At 32.4% G+C, this 24,110-nt stretch carries 23 protein-coding genes and 1 riboswitch; of the genes, 3 read left to right on the top strand and 20 right to left on the bottom strand.

The window, feature by feature from the left end:
* Positions 1-197: 197 nt before the first annotated feature.
* The 20 genes from G314FT_RS06485 to dnaX all read right to left on the bottom strand — a co-directional run bounded on the left by G314FT_RS06485 (position 198) and on the right by dnaX (position 20,755).
* On the bottom strand, positions 198-1,973 hold the full coding sequence (locus tag G314FT_RS06485) for an ABC transporter ATP-binding protein (protein ID WP_279348151.1): 1,776 nt from the start codon (positions 1,971-1,973) through the stop codon (positions 198-200).
* Positions 1,966-3,696, bottom strand: coding sequence for an ABC transporter ATP-binding protein (locus G314FT_RS06480; protein ID WP_257699600.1), 1,731 nt, complete (start codon positions 3,694-3,696; stop codon positions 1,966-1,968). Before G314FT_RS06480 ends, G314FT_RS06485 begins: the two co-directional genes overlap by 8 nt.
* Before the next feature lie 142 nt (positions 3,697-3,838).
* Positions 3,839-4,816 (bottom strand): GMP reductase, encoded by a 978-nt coding sequence (gene guaC / locus G314FT_RS06475; RefSeq protein ID WP_257699597.1) that lies wholly within the window; start codon positions 4,814-4,816, stop codon positions 3,839-3,841.
* A gap of 179 nt (positions 4,817-4,995) precedes the next feature.
* A complete protein-coding gene (locus G314FT_RS06470; RefSeq protein WP_257699595.1) occupies positions 4,996-5,751 on the bottom strand; it encodes an ABC transporter permease in 756 nt (251 codons plus the stop codon).
* Between the two features lies 1 nt (position 5,752).
* Entirely contained in the window at positions 5,753-6,631 is an 879-nt protein-coding gene (locus tag G314FT_RS06465; RefSeq protein ID WP_257699593.1) for an ABC transporter ATP-binding protein, read from the bottom strand.
* Between the two features lie 18 nt (positions 6,632-6,649).
* Positions 6,650-7,567 carry an aldo/keto reductase gene (locus tag G314FT_RS06460; RefSeq protein WP_257699591.1) on the bottom strand — a complete coding sequence of 306 codons (918 nt, stop codon included), beginning with the start codon at positions 7,565-7,567 and terminating at the stop codon, positions 6,650-6,652.
* A gap of 12 nt (positions 7,568-7,579) precedes the next feature.
* The gene (locus G314FT_RS06455; RefSeq protein ID WP_257699589.1) at positions 7,580-8,206 is read right to left on the bottom strand and encodes a GntR family transcriptional regulator; all 627 of its coding nucleotides are present in this window, start codon (positions 8,204-8,206) and stop codon (positions 7,580-7,582) included.
* The gene (locus tag G314FT_RS06450) at positions 8,193-9,362 is read right to left on the bottom strand and encodes an ATP-grasp domain-containing protein (protein WP_257699588.1); all 1,170 of its coding nucleotides are present in this window, start codon (positions 9,360-9,362) and stop codon (positions 8,193-8,195) included. The genes G314FT_RS06455 and G314FT_RS06450 overlap by 14 nt, the downstream gene beginning before the upstream one ends.
* A 206-nt stretch (positions 9,363-9,568) precedes the next feature.
* On the bottom strand, positions 9,569-10,141 hold the full coding sequence (locus G314FT_RS06445; RefSeq protein ID WP_257699586.1) for a xanthine phosphoribosyltransferase: 573 nt from the start codon (positions 10,139-10,141) through the stop codon (positions 9,569-9,571).
* A 60-nt stretch (positions 10,142-10,201) separates the two neighbouring features.
* Positions 10,202-10,299, bottom strand: a riboswitch (purine riboswitch).
* The gene (locus G314FT_RS06440; RefSeq protein WP_257699584.1) at positions 10,284-11,948 is read right to left on the bottom strand and encodes a glucosaminidase domain-containing protein; all 1,665 of its coding nucleotides are present in this window, start codon (positions 11,946-11,948) and stop codon (positions 10,284-10,286) included. (Overlaps the previous riboswitch by 16 nt.)
* An 18-nt stretch (positions 11,949-11,966) precedes the next feature.
* Positions 11,967-13,823, bottom strand: coding sequence for a hypothetical protein (locus tag G314FT_RS06435; RefSeq protein WP_257699583.1), 1,857 nt, complete (start codon positions 13,821-13,823; stop codon positions 11,967-11,969).
* Between the two features lie 171 nt (positions 13,824-13,994).
* On the bottom strand, positions 13,995-14,861 hold the full coding sequence (rsmI, locus tag G314FT_RS06430) for a 16S rRNA (cytidine(1402)-2'-O)-methyltransferase (protein ID WP_257699582.1): 867 nt from the start codon (positions 14,859-14,861) through the stop codon (positions 13,995-13,997).
* A 45-nt stretch (positions 14,862-14,906) separates the two neighbouring features.
* Positions 14,907-15,239, bottom strand: a complete 333-nt coding sequence (locus G314FT_RS06425) for an initiation-control protein YabA (protein ID WP_257699581.1) — start codon at positions 15,237-15,239, stop codon at positions 14,907-14,909.
* Between the two features lie 12 nt (positions 15,240-15,251).
* Entirely contained in the window at positions 15,252-16,058 is an 807-nt protein-coding gene (locus tag G314FT_RS06420) for a PSP1 domain-containing protein (RefSeq protein ID WP_257699580.1), read from the bottom strand.
* A 12-nt stretch (positions 16,059-16,070) separates the two neighbouring features.
* A complete protein-coding gene (locus G314FT_RS06415; protein WP_257699578.1) occupies positions 16,071-16,991 on the bottom strand; it encodes a DNA polymerase III subunit delta' in 921 nt (306 codons plus the stop codon).
* Between the two features lie 26 nt (positions 16,992-17,017).
* Positions 17,018-17,347 carry a cyclic-di-AMP receptor gene (locus G314FT_RS06410; RefSeq protein ID WP_117972974.1) on the bottom strand — a complete coding sequence of 110 codons (330 nt, stop codon included), beginning with the start codon at positions 17,345-17,347 and terminating at the stop codon, positions 17,018-17,020.
* Between the two features lie 5 nt (positions 17,348-17,352).
* Positions 17,353-18,018: a dTMP kinase gene (tmk, locus tag G314FT_RS06405; RefSeq protein ID WP_257699577.1), complete on the bottom strand. Its 666-nt coding sequence runs from the start codon at positions 18,016-18,018 to the stop codon at positions 17,353-17,355.
* Between the two features lie 17 nt (positions 18,019-18,035).
* Positions 18,036-18,632, bottom strand: coding sequence for a recombination mediator RecR (gene recR / locus G314FT_RS06400; RefSeq protein ID WP_257699576.1), 597 nt, complete (start codon positions 18,630-18,632; stop codon positions 18,036-18,038).
* Between the two features lie 60 nt (positions 18,633-18,692).
* Positions 18,693-19,007, bottom strand: coding sequence for a YbaB/EbfC family nucleoid-associated protein (locus tag G314FT_RS06395; protein ID WP_257699574.1), 315 nt, complete (start codon positions 19,005-19,007; stop codon positions 18,693-18,695).
* Between the two features lie 23 nt (positions 19,008-19,030).
* Positions 19,031-20,755, bottom strand: a complete 1,725-nt coding sequence (dnaX, locus tag G314FT_RS06390; RefSeq protein WP_257699573.1) for a DNA polymerase III subunit gamma/tau — start codon at positions 20,753-20,755, stop codon at positions 19,031-19,033.
* A gap of 177 nt (positions 20,756-20,932) precedes the next feature.
* Here dnaX and G314FT_RS06385 point away from each other — a divergent pair, with 177 nt between their 5' ends.
* From G314FT_RS06385 to G314FT_RS06375, 3 genes are read left to right on the top strand one after another with little or no spacing between them, the layout of a single operon-like run.
* Positions 20,933-22,153, top strand: a complete 1,221-nt coding sequence (locus G314FT_RS06385; RefSeq protein ID WP_257699572.1) for an SPFH domain-containing protein — start codon at positions 20,933-20,935, stop codon at positions 22,151-22,153.
* Between the two features lie 21 nt (positions 22,154-22,174).
* A complete protein-coding gene (locus tag G314FT_RS06380; RefSeq protein ID WP_257699571.1) occupies positions 22,175-23,224 on the top strand; it encodes a TFIIB-type zinc ribbon-containing protein in 1,050 nt (349 codons plus the stop codon).
* A 35-nt stretch (positions 23,225-23,259) separates the two neighbouring features.
* Positions 23,260-24,021, top strand: coding sequence for a TPM domain-containing protein (locus G314FT_RS06375; protein WP_257699570.1), 762 nt, complete (start codon positions 23,260-23,262; stop codon positions 24,019-24,021).
* Positions 24,022-24,110 lie beyond the last annotated feature (89 nt).

Raw genomic sequence — 24,110 nt, 5'->3', positions numbered from 1 at the left:
TAGATTTCTTCACAGTCTTACTTATTATAACGATATTTTAATTAAAAATCTATTATAATTATTTTAAAAATTTACTTAAAGTCTTATCTTTATAGGATAGACGGGTCTTATTATAATTTAATTTAATAAAATTACTCTGTTATTTGAACTGGAAATCAAATAAAAAAGAGGATTGTCATAGACAACCTCTTTGTTTTTCACTCGAAAACAAATTGATTTTGGTATAGTTCTGCATAAAATCCTTTTTGAGCTATTAAAGAATCATGTGTACCCGATTCAATGATTTCTCCTTGATTTAACACCACAATAAAATCTGCATCAAGGATTGTCTTCAATCGATGGGCAATGACAAAACTTGTTCTACCACTAATAATTGTTTCCATTGCTTGTTGAATACGACTTTCTGTCACAGTATCAACATTACTTGTTGCCTCATCTAATATTAATAAATCGGGATTGGTAATAATTGTTCTAGCAATACTGATTAATTGCTTCTGACCAACACTGAAAATACTATTTTCATCACTAACAATTGTATTATATCCATCTTCAAGTGATACAATGAAATCATGAATATTCGCTTGCTTAGCAGCTGAAACAACTTCTTCATCTGTCGCATCTGGCTTTCCAAAAACAATATTTTCACGAATTGTTCCAGAAAAAAGAATAGAATCCTGTAATACAATCCCAATGTGTGATCGTAAACTATCTAACGTCACAGCTCTAATATCTCTACCATCAATCGTGATATTACCTGAATTGACATCATAAAATCGATTTAATAAATTCATGACAGTTGTTTTACCAGAACCTGTCGGGCCAACTAAAGCGACCATTTGCCCTTTTTTGGCTTCAATCGAAATATCTTTTAATATAGGTCGATCCTCTTCATAAGAAAAATCAACATGAGATAGTGTGACGTTCTTCTCTAATCCTGTTAATTTTTCTAAATTTTTATCATCTGGTTCATCTGGTTGAACAAAGACTTGATTCAATCGTTTCGCTCCTGTAAAAGCTAATTGTAGCATACTAAATTGAGATGATATTTGTGTTAGTGGCATGTAAAATTGTTGTGAATACTGGATGAATGTGACAATCAAACCCAAACCTGCTGCTTTTTCAATACTCCCACTATTCACTAACCATCCACCGGCAAAAATAACAATCGCAGTGTTTAATAAAGAAATACCTTGCATCGTTGGAAACAGTAACCCTGAATAAACTTGACCTTTAAAGGTTGCTTCCTTCACTTCATTATTAACTTTTTCAAATCCTTCAATGGTTTCTTCTTCTAGTCCGTTTGTGATAATCACTTTTTGACCAGAAATTTTTTCGTCAATGTAGCCATTCAAACGCCCGATACTTTCTTGTTGAATTCCAACTTTTTTCTCGGCTTGTTTAATAATAACAATCGCAAAAATAATGGCAACAGGAGACATGGCTAGTGTAACCCATGACATTGTAGCATTTTCACGAAACATCATAAATGTCACACCAATTAACATTGATACATTGGTTAATACTTGAATCAAAGCTTGGTTCATTGTGTTTGAAATATTATCCAAATCACTCGTAAAACGACTCAATATATCCCCATGCTGATGTGTATCAAAAAAACGAATAGTCATCGTTTGTAGCTTTCTAAATAAGCCAATTCTCATGCTATTTGTAGACTGTCCAGTTACTCGTGACATTAAAATGTTTTGGATAAACATGGAAATAGCATTTAATACATATAATCCAACCAATAACTTGATCACACTAGTAAAAGGTGATTTATCAGCATGCCCAACAGATAGGTACGCTCCAGCATACTTGGCTAATTCTTCAATTGCTTTACCAGTATACTGTGGTGCTTTTACTTGCAAGTAAGTCGAGAAAATGATGGCGACAATAATAATAAAAAATTTCACTTTATACACTTTTAGATAATTCCAAAAGAAACTCAATACACTTGGTTTTTCTTTAGTCAATTTCCTCGACCTCCTTTGATTTTTGTGTCTCATAAATTTCTTGGTACACATCACTGGTTTTTAATAACTCTTGATGCGTTCCTTTGGCAACTAGTTTTCCTTCATCTAGCACTAAAATAGTATCAGCTTGCACAACAGATGAAATCTTTTGAGCAATGATAAAAACAGTCGTGTCGTTTAATTCATTAGCTAACGCTTCTTTTACGAGTTTTTCACTTTTAGCATCTAGTGCACTGGTGCTGTCATCTAAAATCAGAACTTTAGGATCTCCGATAACCCCTCGAGAAATGGATAATCGTTGTTTTTGACCACCTGAAAAATTTGAGCCTCGTTCTTCCACGCGACTATCAAATCCATCCATTTGTCGTTCAATAAATTCATACGCTTGAGCGATTGACGAAGCACGGTATAACTCTTTTTCATCAGCATTCTTTGCCCCGTGACGAATATTATCTCCTATTGTTCCAGAAAATAAAATAGCACGTTGCAACACAATTGCGATGGATTTTCTTAATTCTTCTTTACTAACATCTTTAAGATTTGCCCCACCAACATCAATCACACCATTTGTTGGATCATACATTCTGGCAATCAGTTGTGCGAGTGTTGATTTTCCAGAACCTGTTGCTCCAACAATCCCAACTGACATGCCATTATCCACATGAAACGATACATTTTTTAACGTAGGTGAATCGTCTCCTGCATAAGTAAAGCTCACATCATCAAAAACAACGGAACCATTTTTTATTGGAGTGGTTTCATCTTCAGGTAAGTAGGTCAATGTTGGTTTTGTTTCTAATATATCGTTTAGCCGTTTAATCGATACCATCCCACGACTTGCCATCATCAACATCATTCCACCTATAATGATACTCATCATGATTTGCATTAAATAATTCATAAAGGATACCACGGCACTAATTGCCTCAATATCTGTTTTAGCAATATTCGCTGTAAAATAAATCGACATCACAATCGCTAAGTTTGAAATTAACATAAAACTTGGAATCATAATGGAAAATAAATTTCCAACAGATATGGTGTGTTTGGTTAATTTTTCTGATACGGCTGAAAACTTGCTAATTTGATTTTTTTCTTGTACAAAAGACTTAACCACTCTCATTCCTGCTAAGTTCTCTTTTGCTATCCCGTTACTTTTTTCAAGATAATGTTGGATTTTAGCAAAATGTTTTCCCATCATGCTAAACACAATCATAACCGTCAATACCACTAATACAACAAGTAAAATAATCACCCACCATAATTTAGGTAGAGTCATCATAGCCAAAATGAAACTTCCTATAAACATAATAGGAATTCTAAAAATACTTTGAAACATCATCATAACGACATTTTGAATTTGCGTGATATCATTTGTTAGACGAATAACCAAATTACTCGTAGAAAACGTTTCGATGTTTTCAAATGAGAACTCCTGTACTTTTTTAAATCCATCTGAACGAATATCAGATGCCACTTCTTGAGAGAGCCGTGCTGAAAAAATCGTATTAAGTATCCCAGCAACTAGACCAAATAGTGCAACAATAATCAACATTGTTCCAACTTTTTTTAACTCTCCTTGATCTTCAGTCATAATTGAATTCATTATTTTCTGCAATAATTTTGGTTGCCACAATTGCGATGCCACCATGATTACAGTCATAAATAAAGACAATCCGACAAGAGATTTATTTTGTTTTAATTTTGTTATTAAAATCCCCATATTGTTCCTCCTCTTTACTTTCAGAGTTTATGATACAGCAATAAAAAAAGGACAGCTACTATTATGTTTTATTTACTGTCATAAAATAAAAAACTACCAAGCTATTCATTTATACTTGGTAGTTTTTCTATTTAATAATAGTTTAGAATATATCACCGTTAAAAATAGAATTCTTAACAATCACATAATCTACTTTGCGAATGGCTTCAACATCTTTTCCACCAGCATAAGAAATAGACGATTGCAAATCTTGTTGCATTTCGTTTAATGTATCTTCTAATTTCCCCTTAAATGGTGTCCAGATTTTTTTGCCTTCAACATTTTTATGTTCACCTTTTTGGAATTCAGAAGCACTTCCGAAATATTCTTTATACAATACGCCATCTTCTTCTTTCATCTCACCTGGTGACTCTTCATGTCCAGCAAATAATGAACCAATCATCACCATTGTTGCTCCAAAGCGAATGGATTTCGCAATATCACCATGTGTTCTAATACCGCCATCTGCTATCAACGGTTTTCTAGCAGCTTTACTGCATCGTCTTAATGCTGAAAGTTGCCAACCACCAGTACCGAATCCTGTTTTTAATTTAGTAATACATACTTTGCCAGGTCCAATCCCAACTTTTGTGGCATCGGCTCCGGCATTTTCTAATTCTCTGACTGCTTCTGGTGTTCCCACATTTCCCGCAATAACAAAGGTATCAGGTAATTGTTCTTTTAAATGTTTAATCATATTTATTACAGAGTCAGAGTGTCCATGAGCAATATCTATAGTCACATATTCAGGAATTAATTTTTCTTCTTTTAATTCATTGACAAAATCATACTCAGCTACTTTAACCCCTACACTAATTGAGGCAAATAAGTCTTTATCATGCATGTCTTTAATAAATTGTTTTCTCGCTTGTTCATTGAAACGATGCATAATATAGAAATATCCATTTGAAGCTAAATATTCAGCAATTGGTTCATCAATAATAGTCTGCATATTAGCTGGAACAACTGGCATTTTAAATTGTCTTCCGCCAAGGCTCACTGTTGTGTCGCATTCCGAACGACTGTTAACAATACACTTGTTTGGTACTAATTGAACGTCTTCATAATCAAAAATCTTCATTTCCATCCTCCTATAGAGTCAAAACGTGATATTAGGAATAAAAAGACGAATATTTATATAGAAATAATAATATATTGTTTCTCATTCCTATGATAATCTACACCATATTTAAAAAAAAAGCAAGAACTTTCATTAAAGTTCTTGCTTTTTACATCATAATTGTTCGTCTTTAATAAGTATTACAAATTTTGAGTCTTCATAAATCGCAGCGAAATCAAAATAAAAATTAATGTCATCAAAACTGTAATGAGGTTATTCATGATCAACACACCTGTCATAGAAAAATTTAATACTAATGGGATAAATGACAACAGACTAGCTACAGCAGATTGCACCATTCCTAATCCTATAAATAAGAAAAAGGTTAAACTATTTCCTTTTAACATGATTGTTGCTGTTGCGATGATAACTAAACTATTAATATAAGAAATAAAACTAGAAACCATCATTCCTAAAAAGGAAAATCCAGCCATATTAATTCCTTGAGTGATTCCTGAAATCAGCGATTGGACATCAACCACTTGTAATAATTTAAATAAAATTAACGCAAATGGGATAAAAACTAACACTAATGTTAATAAAATAGTCCACAAAAAGATAGCGCCTATTTTAGCAAAAAACAACTGTGTGCGATTAACACCAGATGATACTAACATGCTCATCACATTATTTTTATAATCCATTGACACTAAATGAAATGGGTAAAGGAACATAAAAATCATATTGGCAAAAATTGTTAATACTAAAAACACAACCATAAAACCAAAGAAATAGTTATCTTCTAGACCACTATATTGTGTGTAATTATCAATAATATAAGTAAAATAAATCGTTACAAAAATGTTAATGATAGCTAAAATACCTGTCGAAATAATATAATTTTTATCTCGAATATATTTAAATAATTCCATTTTAAAAATTTGTGTACCTGTCATACTAATTACTTCCCCCATTCAAATGATCATCTAATACTGTGACTTTTTTCATTTCATAAATATTAATATTTTGATCATTTAATAGCTGTGTTACTTCTGACCATCGTTCATCTTTAATGTCTACTCGTATATAGTCATTAGGAAGTACCTTTGAATAATAATTTAAACTTTCCAATATAATCAAAAATGCTTCTTGATTAGAGGTATCTATATCTCGTATTTTGGTATCTTCTATATCCGATAATGACATTTGTCGAACTGGATGTCCTTTTCTAATAATGATGACTTCCTCACATAACATTTCAATGTCACTTTTGACGTGTGATGAAATAATTAATGTCATACCTTGTGAGGTCATCTTTTTTAAATAAAGTTTAAACCAATCCACTGTTTCACTATCTAATCCTCTAAACGGCTCATCTAAAATTAAAATATTGGGATCATGTAATAATGCTATCAATAAAATAAGCTTTTTAACCATTCCATAAGAGTAAGTTTTTACTTTATTTCCAAGATATTCTGAAAGATTTAATTCTCTAGCTAATGCCTCAGCTTTGTTTAAATTGTACTCACCGCGCAATCCAGAAAAATATTCGATATTAAACCAACCTGTTCTTTCTTTATAGACAGATACACCATCTAATACGATACCTAAATTAGCTAAGACACTATTATCTTCTCTTACGGATATCTCATTGATTTTAACGTCTCCCTGATAATCTGTAATAATATTGGTCATACACTTAAATAAGGTAGTTTTTCCAGCTCCGTTTGGACCTATTACACCATAAGTTTTTCCACTTTCAAATACCAAGTGATCAACAGATAATACTTCAAGAGAACCATATTTTTTTACTAATTGATTGATTTCGATAGCCATATCTTTCCCCTTTATCTTCTATAATAATTTAAATCCTGATGCTTGATATAATTCATACCATTCTTGACGTGTTAATTCAACACTAGTTGATTGTGATATTTCCTTAATTCTTTCTGGATTCATACTACCAACGATTGTTTGAATATTAGCTGGGTGTCGATTAATCCATGAAGTGGCAATCACGGTTGGGGTCACTTGATAACGATTAGCAATGCTCTGTAGGCAGTCGTTTAATTCTTTAAAATCAGGATGGTTTATAAAGACGCCATCAAAATAACCAAACTGATAAGGAGACCAAGCTTGTACAGTTAGTTGTTTTAGTCTCATATAATCTAATACTGAGCCATCACGATTAATGCCTGTTTCATTCTCCATATTAACATTCATATTGGTTGACACCATCCCAGCATGTTGTAAACCAAATTGTAATTGATTAACTATCAATTTATCCGATAATGATTGTTGTAACAATTCTACCGTGCTTGGTGCAAAGTTGCTCACTCCAAAGAAACGGACTTTACCCGATTTTTTTAATTTATAAAAAGCTTCAGAAATCTCATCAGGTTCCATCAACGCATCTGGCCGATGTAGTGCTAATACGTCAAGGTAATCTGTCTGTAAACGTTGCAAACTTCCTTCAACTGATGAGATAATATGCTCTTTTGAAAAATCATAGTACCCTTTTCTAATACCGCATTTTGATTGAAGATAAAGTTGGTCTCTTGATACATTTAAGCCCCTGATGACTTCACCAAAAAGACGCTCAGACTCTCCATCACCGTAAATATCTGCATGATCAAAAAAGTTTATTCCAACTTCCATTGATGCTGTTACCACTTCTTTTGCTTTTTCGGTTGATAAACCTGCCATTCTCATACATCCTAGTGCAAGTTGGGACGCCTCGATTGATGACGTTCCAATTTGAATTTTTTTCATAATACAACCTCCTTATATTTGTTGATCGATTAGCTCTAAATTCAAACGATTAATATAAACACGAATTTCTTTTCTAGCTACTTCATAATTTTTTTCTAATAATAACCTTGATAATGTTTTACTTAATTTATGTGTTTCATCATACAAAAAATTAATGGAAACATTGGGAAATTCGACTAATTTTATAGAAGTTATCTGTGTTAAAATAGTCGATTTCATTAGCTCATTATTTAAGGGTGATAAAAATTGTTGCCAAAATAAATCATAATAATATTCTTTATCTGATGATGGTTTATTTAATTCTTCTATAAATAAAAATGACTGATCATCGATTAAATATTCTTTAATTTGTAACTGAAACAGATAATGGGAACAAAGAAGCTCAATCAATTGGGTTCGTTCCGTAAATTCTTTATTGCTTATTCTTTCTTTTTTTACTATGACACCACGATTGGCTTCTTTTTTTAAATAGTTTTCATCAATTAATTGATCAATTGCCGATCGAATCGGCGTTCGACTAACTTTTAAGTCATTAGCTAAATCTTGCTCAATAATATGATACCCATTCAACCACGTATCAGTTTCAATTTGCTTTTTTACATAATCATAAACTAATTTCTGCGTTTTACCTTTTTTCACTCTGACCATCCTGAATCTCAACAGAATCACTTATCAATCCTGCATATTTTATTTCTTGTAAACTTTCTTGCTTATTAATTGGAAAAACTTGAGCAAAACCTTCTTGTTGAGTATGTCTAAAACCATCATTAAGAAAAAATTGCCATTTATTTTTCTTTTCCATTAAATCATATAACGCTTCTTTTTTTCCCTTGTATAACGGTAATAAATAGGTTGGCGCTAATTGCCTCACAACAGGCAGAGAAAAATTACAAATACTTTTTATATGTAAATCAAATACAGACAAGCTACATGAATGAATCGTTAAAATATCATGTTCTCTTGGAAATGTATAAATGTTATTAACATATAGATTATCTTCATTCGTTAAAAAATAAGACACTTTAACCGTGCCAGATACACCTAATTCAGAAGCAATTACTTTAGTAATTAATTCCATTTGGTTTACTGTATCCTTCTTTAAATCTTCCCATTCTTCAAACGATTCAATATAAGGTAATTCACCAATGTTTGTCGCTTCTATTCTAACAGGAGGAAATATAGTGTAATATCCCTCGTCATTTAGGCATAGCGTAATTTCCCATTCACTTTGCTTTTCAATATAAGATTCCACAACACAGAGTCCCTGTTGAATCAAAGGTACGGTTTGATTAATTTCAAAAGCACTATGAATAATCAAATTATTATCCCAACCATACAATTGACGATTTTCTTGTTTAACAATGCAAGGGTAACCTATCCTTTCTGCTGCATCATAAACATCAGAGACGACAACAGCCGATTCATATGGTGTTATATTAATTGAATGACTATCTAAAAATTGTTTTTGTAAATAACGGTTTTTAACAATAGAATGAGCATACATATTTTGAGAAAAAAAAGTTTTTTCTGCTAAATATTTATAAGTATTTTTATCTAATGTCTCTGTAATAACCGTTACGACATCAGATACTTCAGCTAATTTCAATAAACTAACTTCATCGTTTATATTACAAACAAAATGTATGTCGGCTGTTTTTCCTGCTATACAATTTTGAGACTCTGATAAAACAGCTACTTTATACCCCATTTTTTTAGCAGACAATACTAATTGATAGGATACAATTCCTCCGCCAATTATACCTATTGTGCTACCAGGTAAAATTCTTTCCGACAAATCTTTCACTACCTTCGCCTTTTCTTTTAAAACACTTTAATAGTATCAATCTATTGGGTATGTGTAAAGGTTAAAACATGAAAAAAAGCAAGGATAGATTGTCATCCATCACTTGCTCTTCCTATTTTATTAACACTCTAATTATTGGCTTAAAGATAACTTTTTTTACCTATACCAAATTATACAGTATCCCAATTAATCAATGATTAATCAATAAACTCTATTTCATTATTTTTTAGAGAAATAACACGAGCTAATGAATCTACAGTGTAGCCTTGCTCTTCTAATAACTGTCTGCCATCTTGAAAAGATTTTTCAATGACAATCGATACAGCTTCAATAGTAGCTCCAGCTTGTTTACATAACTCAATTAATCCTAATGCTGCCTGTCCATTAGCTAAAAAGTCATCAACAACTAATACATTGTCACCTTCTTCAAGATATTTATTAGAAATGGCAATGGTATTTGTCACCTGTTTGGTAAATGAGTACACTTCAGATGTTAAAAGCTCACTATTCATTGTTAAACTTTTTTGTTTTCTAGCAAACACAACCGGAAGTCCCATATGTAATCCAATAAATACTGCAGGAGCGATACCTGATGACTCAATAGTTACAATTTTTGTTACACCCTTATCTTTGTAAGTTTGTGCCACATGTTGACCAATTTCATTCATTAAATTTGGATCAATTTGATGAGTTAAAAAGCTATCAACTTTCAAAATATTTTCATCCAAAACTCTGCCTTGTTCAATAATTGCTTGTTTTAATAATTCCAATTTTTCTCCTCCAATAATATATAAGATAAAAAACCCTTTTTACATAAGTAAATAAGGGTTTTTATCCTTTTATTTACTCATAGACTGATATTTTCGGTATCAGGTAGAAACGACTTACCATATTAAAGTCATATATAAGTGATTATTTTTTTGTTGTTAGTGATGATAATTTTGTTGGGGCAAAACTTTCTGCTAACTGATTGACCATATTGATACCTAATTCATTGACAACATCAACAGGCTTAGTTGATTTTTCTTCTTTTTTATCACTATTTTTAGCTACTTTATCATATTGTTTTAAATTATATGTATCAATTAAACCATTTAAACGTTTATGATAACGTCTATCTTCTTTATTTTGTGCTGTTAGGTAAGCTGTTACTTTTCTGGGTGTGTCTTTTTTAGAGCGCGTCATTTCTTGATAAATCGTTGTATCTTTCTTCAGCTCTGCAACATAATCATCAATGGCCTCATCGTTATCTGAATACACTTTATATGCTTTTGAATCAAGTGTTGTCTTTTTTGTTTCAATATCTGTTTTTAATGTTTCAACTTTAACAGTCTGATTATTAGAATTACCAGGCACTTGATAAATATTATGTTTTTCCATCAATTCATTGTTTCCTGAATTACTTTTAATAATTGCTTCAGCAATTAAAACGGAAGCATATAAATCATTTTTATCTGCTACATCTTCAATTTTAGGAGCAATCTCCTTAATAAAATTTTCTGTTTCTTTTGTTTTATCAACAGTCTCTTTTTCAGCTTTTTTTGAATCATATTGTGTTAAATCATATGTCTCAATTAATCCATTTAATTTTTCATGATATCTCGAATCAGTTGCATACCTTCCAGTTAAATATTTTGTTGCTTCTTGATAGTTAGATGTATTAGATTTCCAAGCTCCTTGATAAAAAGTCGAACGACCAGATATTCCACCAGACATTAGCATAGCATAATCTTCCAATGATTCTTTATAACTTGGGTATTTTCTAAATTTAGCATTAATAGTATATAAACCACCGTCACTATTTTCTTCTAGTGTAGCCATCTCAACAGACTCACTTTTATAAGAGCCTTTAATACCAAATAAATTATGATTTGGAGTTCTAGATAAACTACTATTGCCAGAACCACTTTCGAGTATTGCTTGTGCTATCATAATAGACGCATAAAGATTATTTTTTTGCCCAATTTCTCTTGCTTCTTCACCTATTTCTTCTATAAACTCTGCAGTTGTTTGGTTTCGTGAATAACTAATAAGTGACTTTTCATTTTTTACATTACTTGCATTGGAAGATGAGTCATTACTAGAAGTTGAGCTGTTTGACGAGCTTGGTTTAGACGTTGACGTATTAGAATTTGTATTTGGTCTAGTACCACTATCCTCGTTTTTACTAGAAGAAACGTCTGTTGTCGAACTTGATGAACTAGAAGAATTTGTTTCATTGGTTGATGGTTTTGTCGGTTTTGTTGAGCTATTTGTTGATGAATTACTACTACTTTCCTGTGTGCTACTTGAACTAGAAGATTCTTCAGATGAAGTACCCGAAGAAGAGTCAGCTGTTGAACCAGATGACTCTTCTATAGTATCTTCAGAACTGCTATTTTCTTTTACATTACTCTTTAGAATATTATCATTAACATTTAGACTATATAAAGGCTTAGGGGATGAGGATGTTTTATCCGATTCTGCAATAGCTACGACCTCTAAGATAGGCAAACAAACTGACATAACAGACATACTAACACCTATAACAGTATTGGCAATAAATTTTTTAGACAAATTTTTCTTTTCTTTCCTCATTATATTCCCCTCTCCCTATTAAATACGGTCAATGTCTCCAATTTTTTCTAATTTTCTTAATAATTCTGAAAAGACACTTTCAGATTCATATTTAATTGATTCTAACTTACGATAATAATTACGAGCCTCTTGACTAATGGTACTTAATTCAGACTCAGCATCAACTATTCTACGTTTTGCTTCTTGATTAGCTGTTTCAACAATTTCTCTTGCTTTTGATTGAGCCTCTATCATAACTTGAGCTATATCAGATTGATTCATACCAATTTGTTGTTGTGATCTAGCACGTCTTAATTGTTCTTTTGTTTGTCTTAATTCTTCTTGTAACACTTCAATTTCTGGTGAAGACTCAGAGCGTAATTTTTGTACTTCTTCTTCAAGTTCTTGTGCGCGACTTCGCTCACCACTCAAGTCAGTTAAACTAGCTGTTAAACGTTCTTGTTGTGTTCTCATACCATTAATTTCTTGCTCAAGCTCATCAATAATACGTTGATTTTCACGTAATTCAGCTAACTCTTTCTCTAATTTTTCAGTTTTGCTTAATTGATTTTCAAGATTTTCGGTCATTGTTGTTAACTCCTGTTCCATTTTCTCACGTTTTTCATTAGCTTCTTTAGCCAATGTTTTCTCTTCTTCATATTGATTAGTCAGAATATTTTCTAATTCTTTTGATTGTTGGAGTTCATCTTGCAATTCAGTTAATGCTCGCTGAATATCTTTTAATTCTAGCAATTCAACCGTTGTTTTATTTAACTCTTCTTCAACCTCTTTTAGACTTGATATTAAACGATTATTTTCTTCAGATAAATCATTAATTTGTTTTTGATGTTCGATTATTTGATTTTCTTTATCCTGTAATTCTTTTTCTAAGTTTTCCACAACTTCTTGATTTACAAAAGAACCCTCTTGATTCTTAGCTTCTGTTAATTCAGTTTGTAATGATGAAATCGTTTCGTCCATAGTATTAATTTTATTTTTCAATTCTTGAACTTCATCATCTTTTTCATTTGATTCATTTGCTAATCTTAATACATCTTCTTCTTTTATTTCTAAAAGTTTTGTCATTTCCTCTAATGCCGATTCTTTATTAGATAAGGCTAGCGTTAATTCCTCAATTTTAGTATTTTTAATTTCAATTTCTTGTGATGCTTGTACTAATTCCTGATCTAATGATGTAATATTACTTGTAAACTGAGTGATTTTATCATCTTTAGTTTGCATATCAGACTGTAATGTTAAGAATTGCTCTTTTAAATTATCTAATTCTATCGTTAATTGTGTTTTTTCATCGACTAAATCATTATTTTCTTCTTTTATTTTATTATAATCAGATAAATGACTTTCCAATTGTTGCTGTTCACTCAATTTTGTCTCTAATTCAACAATTTGGCTTCCTAACAAGTCATTGTATTCTTTTACTTTTTCAGCTTCTTCCAGTTCTTGTTCATGCTTTTCTTTTTCAAGTAATAGTTGATCTATTTGAGCCTTTAATTGTTCATTTTCATTCTCTAACGCAACAAAATCAACCTGATTAGATATACTAGTATCATTATCTGACGTACTAGTATTTTCACTTTCTACAACTTCTGTTGGTACTGAAAGATTTTCTTCTTCAAAAGCAGAATTAGTGTAAAACTGATTAGACTCACTATATAAATCATCTACATTATCTGAATTACTATTTTCTAAAACAGGAATACTAGGTTCAACACCCTCATTATCGTCTTCATAGTAATAATAATAGTAATAATCATCATCGTCTTCACTGTCATAAAACAACTCTTCTGTTGTTTGTGGCAAATTTTCTGACTCATAATCTTCTTCATAATCTTTTTCTGGATTATCGTTTTGTCTTCTTAGCCATTTATTAAACAACCAACTTTCACCTCACTATATTTCCCTATCTAATTGTCACAACGTTCTATAAGTAAGCAAAAAAGGTAATTATAGAAATTGTACATATATAATGAAATTATATCATACAGTCATTATTATGCAAGATTTTTTGGGGTATGTCTTTTCATCTTAATTCTTTATAAACCTATATCATTGATGATACTCTTTGTACACCTCTTGTTTTTTTAATCCTCTTATTTTAGAAACCTCTTTAATTGCTTCCTTTACTGTCATGTTTTCTTGTTCAGAGACTAGATTAACATGTTCGGTAATAGGCATGTCATGATCATAAGACATCGTTTCTTCTTCAACAATATTTTCTATCAGCAAGCAACACTCACCTTTTACGGGATGATTCGATAGGTAATCAATAACTTCTTGAATAGTTCCTCTGATATATTCTTCATGTAATTTAGTTAGTTCTCGACAAAGAACAACTTGTGTTTCTTCTGAAAAAACCTGTTTCATTGTTTCAAGTGTTTTTTCCACTCTATAAGGTGATTCATAAAAAATAATAGTTGCATTAATTCCTTTTAATCTTGTTAATTCAGCCGCTTGTTCTTTCTTTTTTCGTGGTAAAAAACCATGAAAATAGAACGGCTGTGGAGATAGCCCACTAGCAATAAGAGCGGTCATCCCTGCTGTCGCTCCTGGTATAGATACAACTGATATGCCTTCTTTAATACAAGCCACAACCAAATCATGTCCTGGATCACTAATAGAAGGCATTCCTGCATCACTTACTTGTGCGATATCTTGTCCTTCTTGCAATAACTTGATTAATGTTGGAATTTTATCATGTGAGTTATGCTCATGTAGACTAGTTTGTTTTGTTTTTATATCAAAATGATTTAGTAATTTTTGAGTATTTCTTGTATCTTCACTTGCAATGAAAGATACTTCCTGCAACAGCCTTACAGCACGAAACGTCATATCCTCTAAATTACCAATTGGAGTCGGAACTAGATAGAGTTTTCCTTTATCATCTTGTATGGCAAAACTTTTTTGACAATTCATCTTTTCCCTCCTTAAAAAAGCTGGTGGGAGAAACTCCCATCCAGCTTATTTACCATAAATCATACTAGAACAAAAGACACATTCTTCTTGATTTTCACGTCTCGAACCATAAAAATCTTTACAAACATGGAACCCTTGCTCATATAGTTTTTCTAAATTTAATCTTGATTTTGATAATTCCTGTCTTCCGTCGTCTACTACTTCTTGTTTTTCTAATTTATCCAATTTATCATGGAGATGCTGATTTTCTAATTTTAAGTTTAAATTTTCTTCTACTAAACTATCAACAATCGGTTTCATCTCTTTGACTTGAAATAACATGGTTTCTAATTGACGTTCAACATTGACTAATTCATCATATAATTTCATTTTATCCATGCTATTCTTCCTTTAATCATTTTTTATCAACTCATCATATTGATATTCAACTGGTGTTTCCCTTGAAACTAATTTTACCTTAATCACTTCATTTAAAAGATTTAATCCAATTACTTTTCCCATACCATCTGGTGTTTGAACTTTCTCACCAAAATCTGGCATCATTTTACGAAGTCTTTCATATTCATCATTTTCGTAATTCAAACAACACATCAATCGACCACATAATCCAGAAATTTTAGTTGGATTTAATGATAAATTTTGGTCTTTTGCCATTTTGATAGAAACAGGAACAAAATCACCTAAAAACGTGCTACAACACAAAGGTCTACCACATGGACCAATACCACCTAATTTTTTTGCTTCATCCCGAACACCAATTTGTTTTAATTCAATTCGTGTTTTAAAAATCGAGGCTAAATCTCGTACCAACTCGCGAAAATCAATACGTCCATCAGCTGTAAAACTAAACATCATTTTACTTCTATCTAGTGTGTACTCAACATCAACTAATTTCATCTCTAACTGATGTTCACGTATTTTTTTCTTCGCTACATCAAAAGCATTTAATGCATCTATTTTATTTTTTTGAACTTGTTCCAATTGTGTCTCATCAGCTAGTTGAATTATCGTATTTAACTCGTCGGGTAAATCTTTTTTGGCAACTTGTTTATTAGGTATAGCAACTTCTGCCACATTTTTTACTTTTTGTGACTCAACCACAACTTTTTGCTTATATGAATACTGTTCACCTTTTTGAGGTAAATAGTAATAAATACGTCCAGATGATTTAAATCTTACACCAACTACTTCTATCACAGTGTATTCCTCCTAATGAGATGTCATAATTCTCAAAGCTAGTTGTTCACATGTATTTTGAAAACTAACATTTGATGCTAGTTTTTGTTTTGCTTGTGTAGCATTCATAATCATTCTAACATAGTCGATACTATTAGAAAACTGTGTATTTATTTGTTTACGCATCTTTATCTTCATCATCGCAACTAGCATATCTAATAATTGTCGTTGCTGCATTTTATCTTGTGCTTGCTTTATCAAATATTGTTGAACGAAAAGAAAGGCTCTTGCATCATTTTTTTCAAAATAATCCAACCACTTAGCCAATAAATCCCTTGTACTATTAAACCACTCATCATTTGCCAATTCAATTGCTTCTTGTATTGAATTAGTCAATTCAACTAACAAATCAACATGAGCTAGTGGTTGATTCAATGTTAATATTTCTTGTTTTAAATGATCTTTTGCAAGTTGTTTTAAAAGAATTAATTGACATCTTGATTGAATAGTTGGTAATAGTGACATAGCATTATTTGTCAAGAAAAAAATATACACTTCTCCATCTGGTTCTTCAATAAACTTTAATAAACTATTAGCAGATTGCACAGTCATTTTTTCGGATTCCAAAACCAATAAGACTTTCCTTCTTGATTCTACTCCACTACTTGTAAAAAATGATTTTATTTGTCTAATTTGATCTACTTTGATTGTTTGTCCATCTGGCTTTATTTTGGCAATATCTGCGTGCTCATCTTGCTCAATACGTAAACAAGAACGACACTTTCCACAAGGTATACCATTATTGTCAAGAGACTCACAAAATAATCCCTGACAAAGAAACAAAGCGAAATCTTTTTCTTCTTTAACATCACTACCTTGGATAATATAGGCATGGCTCATTTTTTTATCTCTAAAAACCTGACTAAATTTTTGATATAGTATAGGTTGTGTCATTAATATTTTTTCTTTTATGGCACTCATTAAAAATGATAAAACCCTTCTACCGGTAGAACAAATACAGTTGCTCCCCCAACTTGTATTTCAATAGGATGAGTGGAATGAGCATCCATAGCGATATCTAAAGAAATAGGAGGTGTTATATATTGCTCTCTTGAATGACAAACTGATTTAATGATCGATAGAACCTCTTCAACACGTTCATCTTCAATCCCAACAATAAATGTGGTGTTTCCTGATTTTAAAAAGCCCCCTGTTGTAGATAATTTTGTTGCACGTATATTTTCTTTATTAAAATGGTTTTGTAAACGTGAGCTATCTTTGTCTTGAATAATTGCCAATAATAATTTCATTGTTATCACCCTTTACTTGATTTAATAAACATACTTGGAAAAGTTTCTTTAATTAAATTATAACAAGTATCTACAACGTTTTCTATTGATTGACTTGCATCAATTTTTTTTATTCTATTTGGTTCTAATTCTAGTAATGTTAAATAGGCTAATCGAACTTGTTCGTGAAAATCCAATGATTCTTTATCTAAACGGTCCAACTCAGCTTCACTACGTCCCTTATTGATACGACTTAAACCGACTGATGCTTCAACATCTAGATAAAGTGTTAAATCAGGGTAGTTTCCTTCAATAGCGAACTCATTAATCTGACGAACCTCTTCAACTCCGATGCCTCTTGCTGCACCTTGATAAGCGATAGAACTATCGATAAATCGATCACAAACAACCAAATGATTTGTTTCTAAAGCTGGTAAAATTTTTTCAACTAAATGTTGTCTTCTAGCTGCTGCATATAATAAAGCTTCTGTTCGCTCATCCATCATTGTATGAGTTGGATTTAAAATGACCTCACGGATTTTTTCAGAAATTGGGATACCTCCTGGTTCTCTTGTTGTCACTATGTCAACATTTAACTCATGTGACATTTTTTTTATTAATTTTTCTATAACTGTTGATTTTCCAGCACCATCTGGGCCTTCTATCGTAATAAATACTCCATTTCGTGACATTTATTCATTACCCTCCATTACAATTCCGTTCGTCCTTCAACTGCTTTTAACAATGTAATCTCATCTGCATACTCTATATCACTACCAACAGATAATCCATGTGCCAAGCGTGTCACTTTTATTCCTGAAGGCTTAATTAACCGAGACAAATACATAGCTGTTGCTTCACCATCAGTTGTGGCATTCGTTGCAATAATGACTTCTTTTACTTCATTGTTGTGTAATCTTTTAATTAAGCTAGCAATGTTTAAATCATCTGGTCCTGTTCCATCCATAGGAGAAAGGACACCATGTAACACATGATATAGCCCCTTATACTCTCTCATCTTCTCTAAAGACATAACATCTTTCGTTTCTTCTACTACTAAAATCGTTGATTGATCACGATTTGGATTACGACAAATATCACATGATTTTTCTTCTGTGATATTTCCACATATCTCACAAAAATGTAAATCGCGTTTCACACTTATTAATGATTTGGCAAAATCTGTCACATCATCTTCTCTCATGTTAAGCGTATAAAACGCTAAACGAGTCGCCGTTTTGGCACCGATACCTGGCAATTTCATATAACTGTCAATTAATTTTGCAATAGGGGTTGGATACTGCATGCTAAACCCTCCTTTTTCTGTCAAAAAACAGGAAGTCACCCTCCTGTTTTTCCTTACTTATTACAATCCTGGGATGGCTTGTGCGTATTTGCCCATTACTCGTTCTGTTTCAGCATCAATTTTTTGAATCACTTTATTCGTTGCATCAATTACTAAATCTTGCACCATGTCAGGATCTTCTGGATCTAACACATCTGGATTAATCTCAATACTTGTCACTTTCTTTTCGCCAGTCATCGTAATTTTTACTAAGCCATTTCCTGCTTCAGCTTCAAAGACTTGTGCATCTAATGTTTCTTTAGCCGCTGCCATCTCTTTTTGCATTTTTTGAACCTGTTTCATCATTCCTTGCATATTTCCCATTCCACGCATCATAATTATCGTCTCCATTTCTATTTTTAATCTTCTATTATTTGAATATTTTGTTCTCCAAACATTTTTTTTGCTTCACTGATTAACACATCTTCTTCAACTTGCTCTACCTTATTTTCATCAGAGTCATGTGTTCTATCAGTTTGCGAGATAAACTGTTGTCTTAATTCTTGCCAACTATCTTTTGGAATACTAATCAAACTAGGTGTATACCCAATCAATCGATTTAAACTATTATACACTGCTTGCTGAAGTTCTTCATCATTACTTGCCTTTTGACACAAAATATCATAATCAAACGCTATGACTAATCCTGTTTCACTCGCTGCTACCGGTTCACATGCTTTTAACATAGCTCGCTGTGTAACAGATAATAACTGAAGTAAATCAACCCAAACGTCTCTGACATTTACCAAATGCTCTTTTGTTGCATTTTCTAACACTTGGAAGATTCTTTCAGTTGGTACTTTATAAAGAGGCTGTTTCGCTTTAGATGAACTACTTTTGACTTTTTTTTCTTGTTGAAGACTTCGATTTTCTTGTAATGTCTCCAATTTTTTCTCTAATTGTTGAATTTTTTGAACAAGCTCTTGATAATTTTCTCCTTTTATATCAGTCGGTTTAACTGATTCAGTAGACGCATTATCTACCTGTTTTTTTGGTCTTACTGCCATTATTTCTGATAATTTGATTGTTAATACTTCTAAATAAATGGATGGTTGTGACGTAAACTTCATATTTTTTTGCATCTCATTTAACTCTTCAATCCATTGATATAACACACGACTATCAATCGCTTCACTCAACGACTTAAATGATTCACTAATAGAGGGTAGTTGACTTTCCACTACTCGTGGTGCTTGTTGATACATTAAGATATCTCGGCAATGAATCAACAAATTTTCAACAATCCGGTTACTTTCTTTGCCTTCATTTAGCATACTATCAACTAACTCTAATGACTTCTGAGTATCAGAGTGAAAACAAGCGAAAAAATAATCATCCATCATTTGACTTGTTAAGCTACCTGTTACTTCTAAAGCATCTGCCACACTCAATGTTCCATCACTAAATGAAATCAACTGATCTAAAATACTTAACGCATCTCGCATGCCACCTTCTGCAGAGCGAGCGACAATTTTCAACACTTGACCATCAAACGAAATATTTTTTTCTTGCAAAATATAAGCTAAGCGTTGCTCGATATCTCGTGTATTAATCCGTTTAAAATCAAATCGTTGCGTCCTTGAAATAATTGTAGCTGGTATTTTATGCGGTTCGGTTGTTGCTAAAATAAAAATAACATGTTCGGGTGGTTCTTCAAGTGTTTTTAATAAGGCGTTAAACGCTCCTGTTGATAACATATGTACCTCATCAATAATATACACTTTATATGGTACTTGTGTTGGTGCATACTTTACTTTATCTCGTATATCACGAATTTCTTCGACACCATTATTACTTGCAGCATCTATTTCTAATACATCGTTAATTCTACCTTCTGTAATTCCTTTACAATTATCACACTCATTGCAAGGTTCACCATTAGTCGAATGTTCACAGTTTATAGCTTTTGCAAAAATTTTAGCGGCACTGGTTTTCCCTGTTCCTCTGGGACCAGTAAAGAGATAAGCATGTGATACTTTTTGTTGCATAATGGCATGTTTTAACGTTTGTGTGATAATGCTTTGACCAACTAAATCATCGAAAGTTTGTGGTCGCCACTCACGATACAATGCTTGATATGCCACATCAACACTCCTCTCTATTTTCAATCTTCTCTATTATATGTTAAAAGTTCAAAAATTTCTAGCCATGTCTTACACAATCCCTTACCAAATAAATCATTCTTTCGCCCGATTGTCGTGTTTTTTTATCTATGGTAAACTTATCTAAATCGAGTAACAAAAATGAAAGTAGGGATAATAATGGGATTAATAAAAGCTGCAGTTAACTCTGTTGGCGGTGGATTAGCCGACCAATGGTTAGAAGTCATTGAGCCATATAATTTAAGTGATGACACTGTCATGACAACTGGGGCACCAGTCAGAAAAGATAGTAAACGTCAAGGAAATAAAAAAGGTACCGAAGGATTTATTACAGACGGTTCCGTTGTTTATGTTTACCCAAATACTATGATGTTATTAGTTGATGGGGGTAAGATTATCGACTTCACAGCTGAAGAAGGCTATTACACTGTCAATAACGCCAGTGCCCCTTCCATGTTTACTGGTAATTTAAAAGGAGCCATTGAAGAATCATTTAATCGATTTAAATTTGGTGGTCTACCTCCACAAACACAACAAGTTATTTACATTAACTTACAAGAAATTAAAGGCATTAAATTTGGCACACCGAGTCCTTTAAATTATTTTGATAATTTCTATAATGCTGAATTATTTTTACGAGCTCATGGAACCTATTCTGTCAAAGTGGTTGACCCAATTCTCTTTTATAAAAACGTCTTACCAAAAAATAAAAATCATGTCACCATCTCAGAAATCAATGACCAATTTTTATCTGAATTTTTATCTGCCTTCCAAACATCCATTAATCAAATGTCTATGATGGGGGAACGGATTTCATACGTTCCATCTAAAAGTATGGAGTTAAGTAAATTTATGTCCTCTGCCCTAGATAAAGAATGGACAGAAATCCGTGGAATGGAAGTTGTTAGTGTTGGGGTTGCAAGTATTTCTTACACAGATGATTCTCAAGAATTAATTAACATGAGAAATAAAGGGGCTATGCTGTCTGATGCGTCAATTCGCGAAGGATTTGTGCAAGGATCCGTTGCACAAGGACTACAGGATGCTGGTAGTAATTCTAATGGTAGCGTCAATGGCTTTATGGGTGTCGGCATGGGAATGAATGCTACAGGTGACTATTTAAGCCAAAGTTCTAAAGGAAATCAAGAACAAATGCAACAACAAAACAAACAAACACCGAGTGATACTTGGATTTGCCCAAATGACCAGACAGAAAATACTGGCAAATTCTGTTCAGAATGCGGACAATCAAAACCTGCACCACAAACGTCTGGTATTCAAATGAAATGTGCTAACTGTCATAACGTTGTCACCATCACCAATCAAATGCCAAAATTCTGTCCAGAGTGTGGGGCACCTTTTCAAGGATTGCCTTTATAAATTTAGAAATGAGGTGATCCAATGTCAGACGTGGTTTCACATAAATGCCCAAATTGCGATGGGCCCTTACTCTTTGACCCTAGCAACCAAACCTTTCATTGTGAATATTGTTTAAGTGTTTTTAATGAGGGGGATTTAGATTCAACAGAACAAAAAGAATCTGCTGAAAATCTTGACCAAACGAGCCAAGAGATGTTCAACCTTTATGACTGTCCGTCTTGCGGAGCAGAAATCGTGACCGATGATACAACTGCGGCTACATTTTGCTATTACTGTCATAATCCTGTTGTGTTAAAAGATCGTGTTTCTGGTAAATTTTTACCTAATAATATTTTACCTTTTAAAATTTCCAAAGATGAAGCAAAAGAACAATTTTTATCTTGGGCAAAATCCAAAAAATTTATACCAAAAGACTTTTTTGATGAATCCCAAATAGAAAAAATTACCGGTATTTACTTTCCTTATTGGAAGACTGATGCAACGACAAAGGGACGCGTTGATGCGACAGGAACTAAAATTACCGTTTGGCGCGTTGGTGATACCGAGTACACTCGAACGAGAAAATATAAACTAACCCGTGGTGGGACCATTAATTTTAGAGATTTAATCAAAAATGCCCTTCAAAAAAATACCAAACAACTCATGATTGAATCAGTTCAACCGTTTCCATTAAACGATATCACGAATTTTGACTCCAAATATTTATCAGGCTTTCAAGCAGAAAAACGAGATATTGAGTTTTCTTCATTAGAACCCTCTCTGGTTGGAGAACTTTCTCACTATACTCAATCTATTTTAGAAAATGACATGCAAGGATTTACAACTCTATCGACCAATCATCACGAAAGTCACGTATTAAGTCAATCAAATAAATATTTATTATTACCTGTTTGGGTTGTAACCTATCAGTCTGAGACAAGTGATGAACCATTTTATTACGCGATGAACGGTGTCACTGGAAAAACAAGTGGGAAGTTGCCAATTAATAAACCAAAATTAATCGGGACTTCTCTTGCATTAGGTGTTTTAGTGACCATACTTATCTTAGTTGGGGGGTATTTGCTATTTTAAAAAAATATAACTCACTCATTGGTTTCACTATTATCATGCTATTTAGTCTATTTAGCTTTTCTATTTATACAGCAGCCGAAACGTCAGAACGAGTATTTGATCAAGCTAATTTATTGTCAGCTGATGAAAAAAATTCCCTTCAACAAGCTATCAATGAATTCAAAGACAAAAATAATCAAGATTTTGTTTTTGTCTCAACAGAAAATACTGATGGAAAAACACCGGAAGAATATGCTGATGATTTCTATGATAATAATGGTTTTGGACTCGGTGATGATAAAAGTGGCATGCTATTTTTAATTGATATGGAACATCGAAAATTTCATATTTCGACAACAGGAAATATGATAGATATTTTAAATGACAATCGTATCGATCAAATTATAAATAGTAGCACTGAAGATATGAAAGACGGTCGCTATTATGATGCCATTAAATACGTCTTAACTGCTTCAGAAAGCTACATTAAAGATGGTCCAGTTGCTAATACACATCGTGTTGCACGAGATAATTCAAAAGCATTTTCAATATTGACAATCATAATTGCCGGTATCGCAGGTATTGGTTCAACTATTGTTTTTTATGTGTATATCTCTAGAAATTATTTGTTAAAAAAAGCGACTTATCATTATCCCTATTATGAAATGAGTTCACTTGATTTAACAGAATCTCGCACATCAAAAATATTTGATATTACGACGACTAGACATATTCCAAAACCACCTCCAAGTAGTGGTTCTAGTACTCATATGGGAAGTAGTGGAACAAGTCATGGTGGTGGCGGTGGAAGCTTCTAAAAAGGAAAAAATGCTGTAGACAATTTATTATTCTGTCTACAGCATTTTTTTGAGTTGGAATGATTGCTTTATTTTTGAACAATCGATAC

This window comes from Vagococcus luciliae (genome assembly GCF_024637875.1).
Lineage (GTDB): Bacteria > Bacillota > Bacilli > Lactobacillales > Vagococcaceae > Vagococcus > Vagococcus luciliae.
This window is presented reverse-complemented; position numbering and strand designations above follow the sequence as displayed.

What these genes read in the sequence shown, in the direction of transcription:
- G314FT_RS06480 (WP_257699600.1), bottom strand. Translation starts at nt 3,696, where the DNA reads ATGGGGATTTTAATAACAAAATTAAAACAAAATAAATCTCTTGTCGGA.
- guaC (WP_257699597.1), bottom strand. Translation starts at nt 4,816, where the DNA reads ATGAAGATTTTTGATTATGAAGACGTTCAATTAGTACCAAACAAGTGT.
- G314FT_RS06470 (WP_257699595.1), bottom strand. Translation starts at nt 5,751, where the DNA reads ATGACAGGTACACAAATTTTTAAAATGGAATTATTTAAATATATTCGA.
- G314FT_RS06465 (WP_257699593.1), bottom strand. Translation starts at nt 6,631, where the DNA reads ATGGCTATCGAAATCAATCAATTAGTAAAAAAATATGGTTCTCTTGAA.
- G314FT_RS06460 (WP_257699591.1), bottom strand. Translation starts at nt 7,567, where the DNA reads ATGAAAAAAATTCAAATTGGAACGTCATCAATCGAGGCGTCCCAACTT.
- G314FT_RS06440 (WP_257699584.1), bottom strand. Translation starts at nt 11,948, where the DNA reads ATGAGGAAAGAAAAGAAAAATTTGTCTAAAAAATTTATTGCCAATACT.
- rsmI (WP_257699582.1), bottom strand. Translation starts at nt 14,861, where the DNA reads ATGAATTGTCAAAAAAGTTTTGCCATACAAGATGATAAAGGAAAACTC.
- G314FT_RS06425 (WP_257699581.1), bottom strand. Translation starts at nt 15,239, where the DNA reads ATGGATAAAATGAAATTATATGATGAATTAGTCAATGTTGAACGTCAA.
- G314FT_RS06415 (WP_257699578.1), bottom strand. Translation starts at nt 16,991, where the DNA reads ATGACACAACCTATACTATATCAAAAATTTAGTCAGGTTTTTAGAGAT.
- G314FT_RS06410 (WP_117972974.1), bottom strand. Translation starts at nt 17,347, where the DNA reads ATGAAATTATTATTGGCAATTATTCAAGACAAAGATAGCTCACGTTTA.
- tmk (WP_257699577.1), bottom strand. Translation starts at nt 18,018, where the DNA reads ATGTCACGAAATGGAGTATTTATTACGATAGAAGGCCCAGATGGTGCT.
- recR (WP_257699576.1), bottom strand. Translation starts at nt 18,632, where the DNA reads ATGCAGTATCCAACCCCTATTGCAAAATTAATTGACAGTTATATGAAA.
- G314FT_RS06395 (WP_257699574.1), bottom strand. Translation starts at nt 19,007, where the DNA reads ATGATGCGTGGAATGGGAAATATGCAAGGAATGATGAAACAGGTTCAA.
- G314FT_RS06385 (WP_257699572.1), top strand. Translation starts at nt 20,933, where the DNA reads ATGGGATTAATAAAAGCTGCAGTTAACTCTGTTGGCGGTGGATTAGCC.
- G314FT_RS06380 (WP_257699571.1), top strand. Translation starts at nt 22,175, where the DNA reads ATGTCAGACGTGGTTTCACATAAATGCCCAAATTGCGATGGGCCCTTA.
- G314FT_RS06375 (WP_257699570.1), top strand. Translation starts at nt 23,260, where the DNA reads ATGCTATTTAGTCTATTTAGCTTTTCTATTTATACAGCAGCCGAAACG.